This is a genomic window from Pseudomonas sp. 3MAES_34.3B (assembly GCF_058145875.1).
The window spans coordinates 3409689-3424626 of the sequence record NZ_CM176960.1 but is presented as its reverse complement, the minus strand read 5'-3'; the positions used below and the strand labels follow the sequence as shown (position 1 = coordinate 3424626).

Below are 14938 nucleotides of genomic sequence, written 5' to 3'. Positions count from 1 at the left end.
GCACTCCACAAGAACAACAAGCCCAGGCCCAGCGCCGGGGCGAGGGAGGAAGCCACCATGTTCAAAGCAGGCAAATGGCCGTGCATCGTATTGCTGTATATCTACGGGACGGTCGCAACTTCGCTGGTCACCCAGGCGGTGCCAGTCATCGGTGACATTGCCCGGTACTTCGAGCTGACCCATGCCTGGTCCGGTTGGGTCATCTCTATCCCTTCGCTGATCACCGCGCTCGGGGCGCTGTTCGGCGGCTGGTTGATTGACCGGATCGGCGACCGCAAGGTGATTTTTGCCGGAGCGTTGTGCGCGCTGGCCGGAAACCTTGGCGCGTTCTATGCCGAGAGTGTCAGCGTGCTGTTCGCCAGCCGGCTGGTCGAAGGCATTGGCTATCTGTCCTTGACGGTGGGCGCTGTCACGTTATTGATGCGCACCACCAGCGGCGCGCGGCGTAACTTTGCCTTGGGCTTGTGGACCTCCCACACCGCCGTAGGCATCGGCATCACCCTGAGCCTGGTCGCGCCCCTGGCGGGCCATGACGAGCATTGGCGGTGGGCCTTTGGCGGGCATGCGCTGCTGATGCTGGTGCTGGCCGCGCTGGCACCGCTGCTGCCGGCGCGCGAGCCTGGCCAGGCATTGCGCCGCCTCAGCGATAACTGGGTGGTGCTGCGCCATCCCATGCCCTACCGCATCGCGGCGGCGTCCGCAGCATCGGCCTTCATCCAGACCGGCATCATGGCCGCGCTCACCCTTTACGTCACCAAGGCCTTTGCCGTGGGCGTGCCGGTGGCGGCGGGCGTGGGCACCCTGGCCGAAGTGTTCGTGGTGGTGGGCTGCCTGGGTGTGGGCTATCTCAAGGGCCGTCGCGATTCACGCCTGCTGGCGGTGGCCGGAGGCGTCACGCTGCTGATCGGTGGCATCTGCTTTTACCTCCCGGGCATCGCCTTGAGCAGCGCGGTGGTCGCGATCTGCGCGTTTTCCCTGGGGATAGGCGTAGTGAACGGGCTGATCTGGACGTTCGTGCCCGCTGCGGCGCCCACTACTGCCGCGCTGGGAGCCACCAGCGGGCTGGTGGCCCAGGCCACTTACCTCGGCGTGCTGCTCGGGCCGCCCACCGTCTTCACCAGTTTGCTGGTGGACGGTGGCTACAGCACCTTGATGGTGATCATCGCGCTCGCCACCTTGATACAGCTGGCGCCATTGCCGATCTGGGGGCGCAAGCAAGCCACCGGGGCCGACACCCTGGCCGTTCCCGTGCTCGACCCTCACGGGCACCGCGGCACGCCATAAGGCAGCGGGCGCGGCTAGCGCCCTTTCTCACCCTATTCCTACCGCTTGCCCCAAAGCTACTGGCAGGGGCGGGCTCGCCTCTACAAAAACAACAAGGAAGCACAGGTATGAAGATACTCAAGGGCTGGCGCCATGGCCTTGCCTTGGCGTTATCGCTGAGCGCGGCGGTCACCTATGCCGCCGAGGGGCAACCCGGCGGGGCGGACGCGCTGAAGCCAGCGCCGGCAGGGTTCAAAAAACCCTTGGCCGGCTTGGGCGAAACCTTCAGCCAGGCGGGGTTCTATCCCAATCTGTTCCTGGGGCAGTGGTATATCTCCAACCCCAGCGCGGGGGTACAGCAGGGTAGCCACCAGTGGATGATGCAGATAAACGCCGGGTTCGATTTTTACCTGGAGCCATTGACTGGCCTGAAAGGCACGTCGGTGCATTTCATGGAAGGCTATGTGCCGTGGATCACCGACCAGACCGCCACCGATAACTACTTCACGCAATCGGGCAGCCTGATCAATGGCAGCAAGTCCGGGTATGTACCTGTCACATCCCACCTCACCCGCTTTACCCTGGAGCAAGAGCTGCTCGACGGCCGGGTGTTCCTTGAAGGCGGCAAGGGCTACGTGAACGACTACGTTGCGCGGCCCGACTGCCTCAACGCCTTCATGTGCATGAGCACTATCGCGATCACTCACAAACCGTCGGGCTTCAACTTCCCCAACTACTCCAACTGGTTCGCCCGGGTTGGCTACAACATCAGCCCGGAACTCAAGGTTCAGGGGCTGTGGTACAAGTCCGATACCGATGCCTCCATGACCAACGGCTGGGAGCAGTCACGCGACACCAACTACGACGCCTACCTGCTGGATCTTCAATACGCGGCGCCTCGGGCGGACAAGCCCAAGGCCGCGGAGCTCATGGTGTACTACAACCACATCCCGCAGACCACGCAGTTGTGCCTGACCTGCGAGAAGGACGTTTCAGACTGGCAGGGCGGAATTTTCGCCAGCACCTTGCAAACGTTCTGGCGGCCGGATGTTCGCCAGCCGAAGATGCTGCAGGGCTTCGTGTCCCTGGGCACGGCGTTCAACGACCGGCAAACCAGCAGCCCCTCGGTAGGCGGCATGGACTACGCCGTGGACATGGGCGTGATCATGCGGGCCCCATTCAAAAGCCGACCGCTGGACAGCTACTCGGTGCAACTGACCGCGGTGCAAATTACCAAGGACGAGCAAACCTGGCTTAACAACCAGGGCTATGACCACCACCGTGTCGAGTACTCCCTGGGCGCAAGCGCCATGATCAATGTGTTCGATTCAGTGTATGTGGGGCCCTACGTGGAATACCTGTTCAACACCAACCCGGTGTTCGCGGCCAACCGCGTGGTCAACCCGGGCCATGACCAAGCCTCCGACGGCCTGGGGGTAGGCTTGATCGTCACCATCCCGCTGGGCCACCTGGCAGGGCTGACGCCCAAGCGTTCCCCGTACGACGGCCATTATCCGTGAGCGTGATAGCTTGGCAGCATTACCTTTCCCTGCCGGCCTACGAAATTCGACCGGCCCCGTAGCAGCAAGGCTTGCCTGCGACCGCCACTCCGCCGAATCCACGGCCCGGCCGGGCCGGTCGCCGCCAAGGCGGGCTGCTACAGGGTCCGACCCGGACTGGAGCAAGGTCTTCGTCATGGACGACGAATGGCATAATTAGCTCCCTAAGTTTTTCCCGCCCCTGCCGATAGCTAGGCTGACGGCAGCACACCGCTGCCCCGATATCAATTCTCCTCGGAATTCAAGTATGGGCTGGTTCACCAACGCGAAACTGTCGAGCAAGCTGCTCGCCTCATTCATCATTTGTGCGTGCATTACGTTGGTGATCGGCGTGCTGGGCTGCTTGACCATGAATGAGTTGTCCGGTCGCCTGGATGACGTGTTCTCCAATAACCTGGCCTCGGTCACCAATGCGTACGAAGCAAAGGCCAAGAACGTGGCTCAGCACCGCGATGGCTACAAGCTCATAGCGCTGGCGCAAAACAATGCGCCTCAACAAGAGCTTGCCGCCACCCTGGAGTCGATGAAGGCCAACCGTGCTGCGGGCGAAAAAGCCTTTGCGGCATACCGGGCCGCGCCAATGGCCGACGACGAGCGCGGCCCCGCTGAACAGATGGCGAAAGACCTGCCGATCTATCAGGCGAGCCTTGATAAGGTAGCCGCCGCCGTCGCCGCCCGGGATTTCGACACGGCCCATAAGCTGCTGGCCACGGAAGTGATCGATGGGTACCGTCGCGTCATGGCCTCCCAGGACCTGATCATCGAATCCAACCGGCGCCAGGCTGACGAAGCGGCTCAGGCAGCCGCGCAGAGCTCGCACTCTGCAGCCATGATGCTGTATGGCGGCATGCTGGTCGCCTTCATTGCCGCTATCGCGCTTGGCTTGCTGATCACCCGCGTGATCACCCGCCCGATCGCTGTTGCCGTGGCCAGTGCCCAGCGCATCGCCAAGGGCGACCTGACCACTGCCATCGTAAGTACCAGCACTGACGAAACCGGTCAGTTGCTGACGGCGCTGTCTGGCATGCAGGGCAATCTCAAATCCACCATCATGGAAATCGCCAACGCCTCGGACCAGCTGGCTTCCGCCGCTGAAGAGTTGAACGCCGTGACCGAAGAAAGCTCCAGCGGCCTCACTCGCCAGAACGACGAGATCCAGCAGGCGGCTACTGCCGTGACCGAGATGACCTCGGCAGTGGAAGAGGTAGCCCGCAATGCGGTGTCCACCTCCGAAGCGTCGCGCGCCACGTCAGACGAAGCACATACTGGCCGTGGCCAGGTGCAGAAAGCCGTAGGCGCCATCGAAGGCATGGCGCGTGAATTGAACACTTCTTCGGAAACCGTGCAAACGCTGGCTGGGCAAGTGCGTGACATCGGCAAGGTAGTAGACGTGATCCGAGCCATCGCTGAACAGACCAACCTGCTGGCGCTGAACGCTGCCATCGAGGCCGCCCGTGCTGGCGAACAAGGCCGTGGTTTCGCCGTTGTGGCGGATGAGGTCCGCGCCTTGGCGCACCGCACTCAGGTGTCCACCGGCGAGATCGAGAGCATGATCAGCACGGTCCAGAACACCACCAACCAGGCCGTGTCGGCCATGGGCAACAGCCAGAAACTGGCCGCTAACACCCAGGAGCTGGCACAAGCCGCCGACGCTGCCCTTGACCGCATCACGGTCGCGGTCGGCGGCATCAACGAACGCAACCTGGTAATCGCCAGCGCTGCGGAAGAGCAGGCTCACGTCGCCCGCGAAGTGGACCGTAACCTGATCAATATTCAGGACCTGTCGACCCAGACCGCCGCCGCTGCCAACCAGACCAGCGCCTCAAGCCAGGACCTGTCCAGGCTCGCCAGCTCGTTCAATGTGATGGTGGGGCGGTTCAAGCTGTAACCCTGCCACGCTCATTGGCCCGCTAGAAAAACCCGCTCAAGGCGGGTTTTTTCGTTTGTGTATTACTCCAGGCGTGGTGGTCGGAGTAAGGGCAGTCCTGTATGACCTGAACGACCATTCATAACGCAAAAAAAAGCCCGCCGAAGCGGGCTTCGAAGCGGGCAGAAGTCAGGGAGCAATGCGGTGCGTGGGCTTACCGGTCGGTGAGCGCCGAGTAGCTGTTCATCAAGTTGCGGTAGTTGGGAATGCGCTGGGACAGCAGGTTACCCAGGCCTTCGATGTCGTTGCGCCAGTCGCGGTGCAGTTCACAGGCCACCGAGAACCAGTTCACCAGTTGCGCGCCGGCGGCGCTCATGCGGTTCCAGGCGGCTTGTTGCACGGTCTTGTCGAAGGTGCCGGAGGCGTCGGTCACCACGAACACGTCGAACCCTTCCGCCAACGCCGAGAGCGTTGGGAATGCCACGCAAACGTCAGTCACTACGCCGGCGATGATCAGTTGCTTGCGGCCGGTGGCCTTGATCGCCTTGACGAAATCTTCGTTGTCCCAGGCGTTGATCTGGCCAGGGCGGGCAATGTAGGGAGCGTCTGGGAAGATTTCTTTCAGCTCCGGCACCAGCGGGCCATTAGGGCCTTGCTCGAAGCTGGTGGTGAGAATGGTTGGCAGGCCGAAGAACTTGCCGCAATCGGCCAGAGCCAGCACGTTATTCTTGAATTCGTTGGGGGTGAAGTCTTGCACCAGCGAGATCAGGCCGGTCTGGTGGTCGATCAGCAGCAGTACGGCGTCGTTCTTGTCCAGGCGCTTATAAGTAGTCATGGCATCAATCCTTTTGAATGGTCAGTAGGTAAGGAGCAGTTCCGCAACCGGCGTTAAGTCGCTGCGGTATGGGGGTCACTTTACGGAGAGGTGGTTGAGAGGACAATTAGCTGGAAATGGACTTAACTGATTCCTTATTGGAAACAATGACTGGAGCTAATACATGACCGTTCGAATTGCCCTGATCGGCGCCGGTGTGATGGGGCGCCAGCACGCCACTTACCTTGCACGCAATCCCGATACCCAGCTCGTTGCCATCAGCGACCCGTTCAATACGAGCCTTGCCCAGGAGCTTGGCGTCGCGAGCTTTGCGGACCACAGAGAGATGCTCGAACAGGTGGCGGTAGACGGCGTGATCATCGCCAACCCCAACGATCTGCATGTGAGCACCGCCTTGGACTGCCTGCGGGCGGGCCGCCCGGTGCTGCTGGAAAAACCGGTGGGCACCCATGTCGAAGAAGTGCGAGCGCTGGTGGCGGCCGAAGCCGAATCCGGCGTGCCTGTGCTGGTAGGGCATCACCGTCGCCATAACCCGATCACCGCCAAAGCCAAGGCCATCATCGACAGCGGCAGGCTCGGGCGCATTACTACCTTCACAGGGCTATGGCAGTCGCAAAAGGACGACGCCTACTTCGACGTGGCCTGGCATTGCCGCCAGGGCGCGGGGATCCTCTTGATCAATCTGGTGCACGACCTGGACCTGATGCGCTACCTGTGCGGCGAAATTGCCATGGTGCAAGCTATCACCAGCACCGCCGCCCGTGGCCACGAAGTGGAAGATACCGCAGCCCTGTTGCTGCAATTCAGCAGTGGGGCGTTAGGCACGCTTACCGGCTCGGATGCCTGCGCCGCGCCCTGGAGCTGGGAACAAAGCAGTGGCGAAAACCCCGCTTTCGCGCAGCAGCCTGAGCAACCCTGCTACCTGATCGCGGGCACCCTGGGTGCGTTGTCCATACCCCAGCTGCAGGTATGGACCTACGCAGAGCAGAAGGGCTGGCATCACCCGCTTCAGCAATCCGCTGAAGCCAAGGCCGAGGGCACCGCGTTGGGCAACCAGCTGGCGCATTTTGTACAGGTGATCCGGGGTGAAGCCAGGCCGGTAATCAGCGCCGCCGATGCCATGCGCACCCTGGCGCTGGTGGAGGCCGCCGGCACTGCGGCCAGGGAGGGCAGGCGGGTGAACCTTTCCTGACGAAACCCAAGCCTGAGGGCAGGCCCCAACTACACTCAAGCATCCTACGAGCCCCTTTGGGTTCGCCCTGGAGCCTGCCATGCCTTCCGCCGAGATCCTGCGCACCGGTAAAACCCTGATCGACTTTTCAGGCAATGACGATTTCAGCTACAGCGCTGAGATCACGGGGTCTCGAAGTACGTGGATAGCAGGCCTCACGTCCAACGGCCGCAGCGATGACTACGTAGTGGCGTTGCTCGGTGTCACGGGTCAGTTGCAGCTTGATTACGACGATGATGGGGTAGGGCGGGTTTCCCAGGCTGGCCGCTTCGATGACAACAGCGGGCTGGCAGGGGAGCCGTACGCGGATATCCTGACCAGTCAACTGAGCAAGGACGCAAGCGCGTACACCCTCAGTGTCCTCGCTGCCAGAAGCTGGATCAGCGCCCCCGCTGTTGAGTTCGCCGCCGTGCTCCTGCCAGTGGCCACCGCAGCGCCAACCTACAGCAACGTGCAACGGGAAGCGGATGCTACCGTGCTGGCCAGCGCCCGCAACGACGCCACCCTGAGCGTGGCCCATTTCAGCAGCAGCGGGGTACTCGACCCGGCCTTCGGCGATGAGGGTATCGCCACGTTGGCCTTGCCCCAGGGCTTGGCCTTCGACAGCGCAACGCCGCTTGCGCTACAGGCGGGCGGCCAAATGGTGGTTGCCGGTTATAGCGAAGTGGGGGCAAACGCGGATTTCAGCGTGGTGCGCTTCAAGGCCGACGGCACACTGGATAGCAACTTTGGGAACGGCGGCACCGCCACCTACACAGTCGGGCCGGGCGATGATTTTGCCCGTGCCGTCGCCGTGCAGGCGGACGGCAAGGTCGTGATCGCGGGCACCAGTGAAACCAGTAGCGGCGACTATGACATGAGTGTGCTCCGCCTCAACGCCGACGGCAGCCTGGACACGAGCTTCGGTAACGGCGGCAAAGTGACCGTTGATTTTGAAGGCGGGCGTGACGCCGCCCAAACAGTGGAGGTGCGGGAAAACGGCACCCTTCTGGTGACCGGCAGCGGCCAGAATGCCGAGGGCAATGCCGACATCGCCGCCGTGCAGTTCACCGCCGACGGCTCGCTCGATACCGGGTTCGGTGACCCTGCCGACGGCCTGCACCATATCACCGGGCATAACGGGGATAACCTGCTGGCGGGCACTGCACGCGACGAACTGCTTTCAGGCCAGGGTGGCGACGACTTGCTGAACGGCGGGCCTGGGCGCGACCGGCTCAAGGGTGGCGAGGGCCAGGACGTATTCGGTTTCAGCGAGCGCGGCGACAGTTACCGCACCGCCGGCGAAGGTTTCAGCGACGGCATCGTGGACTTCGATCCCACCCAGGACGTGATCGACCTTACGGCGCTGGGCTTCACGGGCCTAGGTAACGGCCACGACGCCACCCTGGCCGTGAGTGTGAACGCCAGCGGCACCCGCACTTACCTTAAAAGCTTCGACGCGGATGCCAACGGGCACCGTTTTGAAGTGGCACTGGAGGGCGACCTCAGCGGGCAGTTGAATGAGACCAATATCGGTTTCGTGCCCGCCATTCTGGAAGGGGACGACGGCAGGCAGAGAATCGAGGCCACTCACCTCGCTTCAGAGGTGTTCGGTTATGGCGGCAGGGATACGCTGATCGGCGGCTTTGGAGACGATACGCTGGACGGCGGCGCAGGCAGCGACGTATTCAATGGCCGCACGGGGGCGGACACGTTCCGCTACACCGCGTTGACGGACAGTTACCGCGACGCCACCCATAGCTACAGCGACCGTATCCTTCTGTTTGAGGTGTACGCCGACCGTATCGACGTGGCCGCGCTTGGGTTCACCGGTTTGGGCGATGGCCACAACGGCACCCTGGCGATCAGTGTGAGCGCGGCAGGCACGGACACCTACCTCAGCAATTACGACGCCAACGCCGCCGGCCAACGGTTTCAGATCACCCTGGCGGGCAATCAGAGCCAGCTACTCACGGAGGAGAACTTCGTGTTCGCGCCTGCCCAAGGCGCTGACGTCCAGTTGCTGGGGTTGGCTGAACCCACCGCCTAGCTTGAGGCGGCGGGGCAGGCCGGCTTCGGTCAGAACTGCGCGGTCACCGAAGCGAAGTACGCGCGGCCCGGTTCGTTGTAGGTCGCCGCGCCAGCATTGCCGGAGTTGTCTTCGCGGAACAGGCGCTTGTCGAAGAGATTGTTCACACCCGCCGTCACGCTCCAGGTTTTGCTCAAGCGGTAGTTGGCGGTGGTGCCGAACAACGTGTAGGCGCCACGTTTCTCCAGGGCAGCGCCGGCGGCGGTGGCCCCGGTACCGGTCAAGCTGCGCGGCTCCTGCTCGCTGTAGTGGGTCATGTTGAGGGACAGGTCCAGGCTCTCGGTGGCGGCCCAATCCAGCATCGAGTTGATGGTGTATTCGGGTATCACCGACAGCGGCTCGTTGGTGACCTTGTTATGGTTCTCGACCATGTAGGTGACGTTGGTGGTCCAGCTCAGCACGTCGCCGGCATTGCCCAGCAGGGGCACGGTAAGGTTGCCTTCCCAGCCCGCGACCACTGCCTTGGGTGCGTTTTCCCATTGGAATACGCGGCCGCGAATGCTGGTTTGCGCGATCTCGTCCATGCCAGCGACGATCTTGTTTTTGTAGTCGTTATGGAAATACGTCAGCCCCGCCACCCAGCCGTTGTCGGCAAAGGCCACGCCTACTTCCTTGTTCAGGCTGGTTTCGGCGTCGAGGTGGTCATTGCCCAGCACGTAGCAACCACTGCCCAGGTTGGGCGCGGTAACCGGGCAACCCGTGCCCCGGGTGTAATACAGGTAGTTGGGGTTGCTTTGGTAAAGGTTGGGGGCCTTGAACGCGCGGGCGATACCGGCTTTGAGGGTGACGGTATCGGTGAGTTTGTAGGCGCTGTTCAGGCTGGGGCTCCAGTTGCCGCCAAAGTCGCTCTGGCGGTCGAAGCGCACCCCGGGGGTGAGTGTCCAGCGTGAGCTCAGCTCGATGTTGTCTTCCATGAAAAGCGCGTAGTTGTGCGCGTCGCTTTCGCCGGAGCGGTTGGCCGAGATGCCCGGGATCGCGCCACCGTTCAGCGCCTGGGAGTTGGAGTAGGGGTCATCGAGCGTGTCGCGGGTAGCCTCGGTGCCCAAGGTGACTACCTGGGTGAAGCCCCATTCCACACGAATGTTCAGCTCGCCGGCGAAGCGGTAATGGTTCAGCTCGGACGTGGAACGGCTGCTCGCATCGCCGATGCTGCCCTCCGGGCCCCCGGCCAGCCCTTCATTGAGGCGCCTGTTGCGCGTGTTTTCGAAGGATGCCACCACTTGCGAGGTACCGAAATCCCAGTCCCCACGGTGCGTGACCGAGCCGCTCTGGCGGTACATCACGTTGGTTTCTGCGCCGCTGTTAGCCAGATCCGTCAGCAGCGCACTGCCGCCGCTGTTCACTGCGCGGTCGCCGGCGTAGATGTTGCCCTGGCGGCTGTAGCCAGCTTCCAGTTCAAGGGTTTGCCGCGGGTCCAGGTCCCAGCGCAGCAGGCCGTCGATGTCTTTGTTGCGCACGCCTTCCCGCCCGGCTGGCGGCGTGGCGGTGGCGCTGGCCGCATAGTTCTGGTTGAGGGCCAGGTCGTCGGCGTCGGTCTTGTTGAAGTTGCCGTACACGCGGTAAGAAAACCGGTCCGCGAGCGGCCCAGCGGCATTGAAGCCGATGCGCTTCGTCGCGCCTTCGTCGCTGTGTTCAGGCTGGTTGAAATAGGTGGTCACCGAACCGGTGTGCTTGGCCGTGGGCGCCTTGGTGATGATGTTGACCACGCCCCCCGCCGCGCCAGAGCCATAGCGGGACGCCGCCGGGCCCCGCAGTACTTCGATGCGCTCGATCGCTTCCACCGGTACCCAGTTGCTGTCGCCACGGGTATTACGCTCGCCGCTGCGGCCCATGCGCACCGAGTTGCGCGAGGTAACGGGCTTGCCATCGATCAGGATCAGCGTGTTTTCCGGGCCCATGCCACGAAGGTCGATCTGCCGGTTGTTGCCGTACTGGCCGCTGGCGCTGTTGCCGGTAAGGTTCACGCCAGGCATGCGCCGCACAAGGTCCGAAATGTCATTGACCGGTGGCCGCTTCTTGATGTCCTCGCTGGTGATGATCGAAACACCGGGGGCTTGGCGCAGTTCCTGTTCGGCTGTGACCAACGTGGCTTCGAGTTCTACAGGGGCGGGGGCGCTGAGCACCGTGCCGTCACGCTTTTCAGTGTCTTCGGCGGCTTGCAGCGGGGCCGTGAAGGCCAGCAGCGCGAGGGACAAGTGGCGGGGTTTGAAGGCAGGGTGCATCGGCATCGCTCCATGTGATGAGGTGGAACACAGGAGCGGCCGGGGCGACAAGATTGCACACGGCCACTACCGTGGCGCGGGCCAATGTCAATTGTTCGCAAATGATAGTAAATGTTATTTACAAAATATACATTTACGTACAACTTTGAAATAAAGCGTAACCATTCCCTCTGAAAAGCCTGTTCTAGAGGGCTTGAAAAATATCCGCTGTTGATAGCTGGCCCGAGGCTACCCGGGCCCACACTCCGCAACTCAACCCTGCTAATTATCGAAACGCTGGCACCACCTGCTCGATAAACAGCGCCAGCGATTTCTTCTTCTCGGCATGGGGCAGGCTGTTGTCGCACCAGAAACTGAATTCATCCACGCCCAGTTCCTGGTAATAGCGAATACGCTCGATCACCTCGCTTGGTGTGCCGATCATGGTGTTCTTGCGGATGCTCTCCAGCTGGAATTCCGGGCGCTCGGCGAACTTGGATTCCGGGCTGGGCTGGAGGAAGCCATTGACCGGCGCTTCCTTGTTGCCAAACCAGGCATCGAAGGTGCGATAAAAGCGCGAGATAGCCTTGGCGCCCACCTGCCAGCCTTCAGGATCGTCCTCGGCATGCACGTGGGTGTGGCGCAGCACCATCAGCTGCGGCCTGGGAACGTCAGGGTTGTTGGCCAAGGCAGCCTCGAACTTGTTCTTCAGGTCTACCACTTCTTCATCGCCCTTCATCAGTGGCGTGACCATCACATTGCAGCCGTGCTTGACCGCGAAGTTGTGGGAATCCGGGTCCCGCGCGGCGATCCAGATGGGTGGGGTGTTGATCGGCTTGGGCACGCTGGTGGACACCGGGAATTTCCAGATCTCACCGTCATGGGCGTAGTCACCCTCCCACAGCTTACGCACCACCGGGACCATCTCACGCAGGGCGTTGCCGCCGCTGGAGGCAGGCATGCCGCCGGCCATGCGGTCGAATTCCACCTGATAGGCGCCGCGGGCCAGGCCCACTTCCATGCGGCCGTTGCTGATCACGTCAAGCAGGGCGCATTCACCGGCCACCCGCAGCGGGTGCCAGAAGGGCGCGATGATGGTGCCGGCCCCCAGGCGAATGGTTGTGGTACGTGCCGCCAGGTAGGCCAGCAGCGGCATCGGGCTAGGGGAGATGGTGTACTCCATCGCATGGTGCTCCCCGATCCACACGGTGCTGAACCCTCCGGCCTCAGCCATCAGGGTGAGTTCGGTCAGGTCTTCGAACAGTTGACGATGGCTGACCTGCTCATCCCAGCGTTCCATGTGTACGAACAGCGAAAATTTCATCTCGGCCTACCTGTGCTTGTTGTGGGTGCCCGCTGTGGCGACAAGGGCGGGCACCGTGTGGATTCGAACCGTTACATATTGGTATACCATAATACGCATGATCGCAAGATGTTTCGAGTCGACAGGTGGCGCTCGGCGGCGGTCTGCGGTGCCTGCACCGCGTCTTGTGCTCTATTTCATACGCTAAGCAGAAATCGGAGGTAGCGAGGAGGCTTGAGATTTGTGGAATACCATAATACGGTGTGTTTCGTCGGAGGCCGCCTGCGGTTCTCCCGGTTTGGCTTCATACAACTACAACAACAGACAAACACGAGACCCCCGCATGTCTGAACAGACCCGCTCTGCCTTGATCGAAAACCACACGGTCGATCAGGTGCCGCTCAGTGCTCGCCACGGCAGCGTGCGCGACCTCTTCACCCTCTGGTTCAGCACCAACATTGCACCGCTACCTATCGTGACCGGCGCCATGGTGATCCAGGTATTCCACCTGAACCTGCTCTGGGGGTTGCTCGCCATCGTGCTGGGCAATGCCCTTGGCGGCGTCGTGATTGCCTTGGCGTCAGCTCAGGGGCCAAGGCTGGGCATTCCTCAAATGGTGCAGAGCCGTGGCCAGTTCGGCCGTTATGGCGCGCTGTTGATCGTGTGCGTCACTGCGCTGATCTACGTGGGGTTCTTCATTTCCAATATCGTGTTGGCCGGCAAGTCCATCCACAGCCTGGCGCCATCGGTGCCGCTCGAAGGCGGCATTCTCCTGGGTGCGTTGGCGGCAACCGTGATCGGCGTGCTCGGCTACCGCTTCATTCACGGCTTGAACCGCCTGGGCACCTGGGTAATGGGCCTGGCGCTGCTGGCCGGTTTCGCCATGGTGCTGACCCAGCCGCTGCCGGCCGACTTCCTCAGCCGCGGTGCCTTCAACCTCAGCGGGTTCATTGCCACGCTATCCTTGGGGGTAATCTGGCAGATCAGTTTTTCCCCTTACACCAGTGACTACTCACGTTACCTGCCGCCATCGGTGGGGGTATGGAAGCCCTTTATCGCCACCTACCTGGGTGCAACCCTGGGCACCATCCTGTCGTTCAGCTTCGGCGCTGTAGTGGTGCTGGCAAGCGCCCCCGGCACCGAAGCCATGCAGGCGGTGGAGCAGGCCACCGGTGCCCTTGGCCCGGTACTGATGGTGCTGTTCCTGCTCAACATCATCAGCCACAACGCCCTCAACCTCTACGGCGCGGTACTGTCGATCATCACCTCGATCCAGACCTTCGCCGCCGGGTGGACGCTCACGGTAAAAGTAAAGGTGCTGCTATCAGCTGTGGTGCTTGCGGCCTGTTGCTTCACGGCGCTAGGTGCGTCGGCGGATTTCATTGGCCGCTTCATTGGTTTGATCCTGGCGCTGCTATTGATTCTGGTGCCGTGGGCGTCCATCAACCTGATCGACTTCTACTTGATCAAGTACGGCCTGTACGACGTACCGTCACTGTTCCGTGCCGATGGCGGCCTGTATGGGCGCTTCGACGGCCACGCAATTGGTGCCTACGCCGTTGGCATCATGGCCCAGCTGCCGTTCGCCAACACGGCGCTGTTCGTAGGGCCCTATGCGAACCTGGTGCCGGGTGCGGATTTGTCCTGGGTGGTCGGGATAGCGGTGACCTGCCCGCTGTACTTCTGGCTGGCGTACGACCAGGCGACGGTCAAGGCCCGGCGCGAGGCGATGCAAGCGCAAGGTACCGGCGACGCATCTGGCGCGGATAGGGTATGGCCGCAGGGCTAGGCCGTTCGGCGGAAACGTTCCGGCGGGTTAAATTTGCAAGGGGCGGCGCCGATACCAGAAAGGCAATGGACGAGGAGCCAATCCGTCCGCATTCTTTCTGTATAGGGCATTTTATGAGCCGGTCCTTGACCCACCTTGAACAGCACTACCGTAAAGCGGACACCATCATGCTGGCCGTTGTGTGGCTGATGTTCGCCGCGGCGCTGGGGCTGGGCATGGCTAACGGCACCTGGGGCCAGGCCCTGGCCGTGGGCGGCTCTACCGCCCTTTTGTTAACGGTTTTGCGCCAGCTTATGCCAGGTTCGCGGGTGTTGCGTTGTGCCATGGGCGTTGGCTTCATGATGCTCGCGGCCCTGCACATCAACCAGAGCGAAGGGATAACCGAGCTGCATTTCGGCATTTTCGTTCTGCTGGCTTTTCTGGTGTTTTACCGCGACTGGCTCCCGATCGTAGTGGCAGCCGGCACCATCGCGACCCATCACCTTCTGTTTTTCTTCCTTCAACAGCACCTCGCCGGCGTCCATGTAACGCCTCATCACCACTTGAGCATCGTGTTGCTGCATGCCGCCTACGTCGTGGTGGAAAGCAGCATTTTGGTTTACATGGCTATACGCAGCCAGGCCGAAGCACGTGAAGGCGATGCATTGCTGGACATCGTCAGCCATTTGGATACCAACCACGGGAAGATGGCCCTGAGTTATCGCAGCCAGACCCGCGGCCCCGTCATTTCGCGCTTCCACGCCTTCCTCGACCAGCTGGAACTGATGGTCAGCGAGCTTATCGATGAAGCCGAAACGCTAGGCAAAATGAGCGGTAGCCTGA

General features: G+C 62.0%; 9 protein-coding genes and 1 pseudogene. 7 read left to right on the top strand and 3 right to left on the bottom strand.

Features of this window, described 5'->3' with window-relative positions; all coding sequences use genetic code 11:
* Positions 1-57 precede the first annotated feature (57 nt).
* From AC3Z8Y_RS14950 to AC3Z8Y_RS14935, 4 genes and pseudogenes are all read left to right on the top strand, one after another.
* On the top strand, positions 58-1284 hold the full coding sequence (locus AC3Z8Y_RS14950; RefSeq protein WP_490086483.1) for an MFS transporter: 1227 nt from the start codon (positions 58-60) through the stop codon (positions 1282-1284).
* 107 nt (positions 1285-1391) lie between these two features.
* The gene (locus AC3Z8Y_RS14945; protein WP_490086482.1) at positions 1392-2783 is read left to right on the top strand and encodes a carbohydrate porin; all 1392 of its coding nucleotides are present in this window, start codon (positions 1392-1394) and stop codon (positions 2781-2783) included.
* 286 nt (positions 2784-3069) lie between these two features.
* Positions 3070-3852: pseudogene (locus AC3Z8Y_RS14940) on the top strand (MCP four helix bundle domain-containing protein); the annotation flags it as partial.
* Positions 3847-4710, top strand: coding sequence for a methyl-accepting chemotaxis protein (locus tag AC3Z8Y_RS14935; RefSeq protein WP_490090011.1), 864 nt, complete (start codon positions 3847-3849; stop codon positions 4708-4710). The pseudogene AC3Z8Y_RS14940 and the gene AC3Z8Y_RS14935, both read left to right, overlap by 6 nt.
* Positions 4711-4903: 193 nt before the next feature.
* Here the strand turns inward: AC3Z8Y_RS14935 and ycaC are convergent, their stop codons facing one another.
* Entirely contained in the window at positions 4904-5524 is a 621-nt protein-coding gene (ycaC, locus tag AC3Z8Y_RS14930; protein WP_490086481.1) for an isochorismate family cysteine hydrolase YcaC, read from the bottom strand.
* 163 nt (positions 5525-5687) lie between these two features.
* Here ycaC and AC3Z8Y_RS14925 point away from each other — a divergent pair, with 163 nt between their 5' ends.
* Both AC3Z8Y_RS14925 and AC3Z8Y_RS14920 read left to right on the top strand, forming a co-directional pair.
* Positions 5688-6716 (top strand): Gfo/Idh/MocA family protein, encoded by a 1029-nt coding sequence (locus tag AC3Z8Y_RS14925; protein WP_490086480.1) that lies wholly within the window; start codon positions 5688-5690, stop codon positions 6714-6716.
* Positions 6717-6795: 79 nt separating this feature from the next.
* The gene (locus tag AC3Z8Y_RS14920) at positions 6796-8784 is read left to right on the top strand and encodes a hypothetical protein (RefSeq protein WP_490086479.1); all 1989 of its coding nucleotides are present in this window, start codon (positions 6796-6798) and stop codon (positions 8782-8784) included.
* 29 nt (positions 8785-8813) lie between these two features.
* On the opposite strand, the gene AC3Z8Y_RS14915 is transcribed toward AC3Z8Y_RS14920, so the two are convergent.
* Together AC3Z8Y_RS14915 and AC3Z8Y_RS14910 are read right to left on the bottom strand one after the other, a co-directional pair.
* Positions 8814-11045 carry a TonB-dependent siderophore receptor gene (locus tag AC3Z8Y_RS14915; protein ID WP_490086478.1) on the bottom strand — a complete coding sequence of 744 codons (2232 nt, stop codon included), beginning with the start codon at positions 11043-11045 and terminating at the stop codon, positions 8814-8816.
* A 265-nt stretch (positions 11046-11310) separates the two neighbouring features.
* A complete protein-coding gene (locus AC3Z8Y_RS14910; RefSeq protein ID WP_490086477.1) occupies positions 11311-12348 on the bottom strand; it encodes an LLM class flavin-dependent oxidoreductase in 1038 nt (345 codons plus the stop codon).
* Between the two features lie 322 nt (positions 12349-12670).
* Between AC3Z8Y_RS14910 and AC3Z8Y_RS14905 the strand changes: the two genes are divergently transcribed.
* Positions 12671-14116 (top strand): purine-cytosine permease family protein, encoded by a 1446-nt coding sequence (locus AC3Z8Y_RS14905; protein ID WP_490086476.1) that lies wholly within the window; start codon positions 12671-12673, stop codon positions 14114-14116.
* Positions 14117-14938: the final 822 nt, after the last annotated feature.

What these genes read in the sequence shown, in the direction of transcription:
- AC3Z8Y_RS14950 (WP_490086483.1), top strand. Translation starts at nt 58, where the DNA reads ATGTTCAAAGCAGGCAAATGGCCGTGCATCGTATTGCTGTATATCTAC.
- AC3Z8Y_RS14945 (WP_490086482.1), top strand. Translation starts at nt 1,392, where the DNA reads ATGAAGATACTCAAGGGCTGGCGCCATGGCCTTGCCTTGGCGTTATCG.
- AC3Z8Y_RS14935 (WP_490090011.1), top strand. Translation starts at nt 3,847, where the DNA reads ATGCAGGGCAATCTCAAATCCACCATCATGGAAATCGCCAACGCCTCG.
- ycaC (WP_490086481.1), bottom strand. Translation starts at nt 5,524, where the DNA reads ATGACTACTTATAAGCGCCTGGACAAGAACGACGCCGTACTGCTGCTG.
- AC3Z8Y_RS14925 (WP_490086480.1), top strand. Translation starts at nt 5,688, where the DNA reads ATGACCGTTCGAATTGCCCTGATCGGCGCCGGTGTGATGGGGCGCCAG.
- AC3Z8Y_RS14920 (WP_490086479.1), top strand. Translation starts at nt 6,796, where the DNA reads ATGCCTTCCGCCGAGATCCTGCGCACCGGTAAAACCCTGATCGACTTT.
- AC3Z8Y_RS14915 (WP_490086478.1), bottom strand. Translation starts at nt 11,045, where the DNA reads ATGCACCCTGCCTTCAAACCCCGCCACTTGTCCCTCGCGCTGCTGGCC.
- AC3Z8Y_RS14910 (WP_490086477.1), bottom strand. Translation starts at nt 12,348, where the DNA reads ATGAAATTTTCGCTGTTCGTACACATGGAACGCTGGGATGAGCAGGTC.
- AC3Z8Y_RS14905 (WP_490086476.1), top strand. Translation starts at nt 12,671, where the DNA reads ATGTCTGAACAGACCCGCTCTGCCTTGATCGAAAACCACACGGTCGAT.